At 49.3% G+C, this 205-nt stretch carries 2 tRNA genes; both read left to right on the forward strand.

The features are described from left to right. Positions 1 to 18 precede the first annotated feature (18 nt). Positions 19 to 103: transfer RNA gene (locus tag AACR75_RS05005), tRNA-Leu, on the forward strand. Positions 104 to 127: 24 nt separating this feature from the next. Then, a tRNA-Gln gene (locus AACR75_RS05010) sits at positions 128 to 202 on the forward strand. Positions 203 to 205 lie beyond the last annotated feature (3 nt).

Below are 205 nucleotides of genomic sequence, written 5' to 3' on the forward strand. Positions count from 1 at the left end.
CTCGATAACTAAAAATTTGCGGAAATGGCGAAATTGGTAGACGCACCAGATTTAGGTTCTGGCGCCGTAAGGTGTGAGAGTTCAAGTCTCTCTTTCCGCACCATATTTAGATGAGCAATCATCCTGTAGGGCTATCGCCAAGCGGTAAGGCAGCGGCTTTTGATGCCGCCATTCCCTGGTTCGAATCCAGGTAGCCCTGCCATAT

This window comes from Vibrio sp. ZOR0018 (assembly GCF_963865925.1).
Classification (GTDB): domain Bacteria; phylum Pseudomonadota; class Gammaproteobacteria; order Enterobacterales; family Vibrionaceae; genus Vibrio; species Vibrio anguillarum.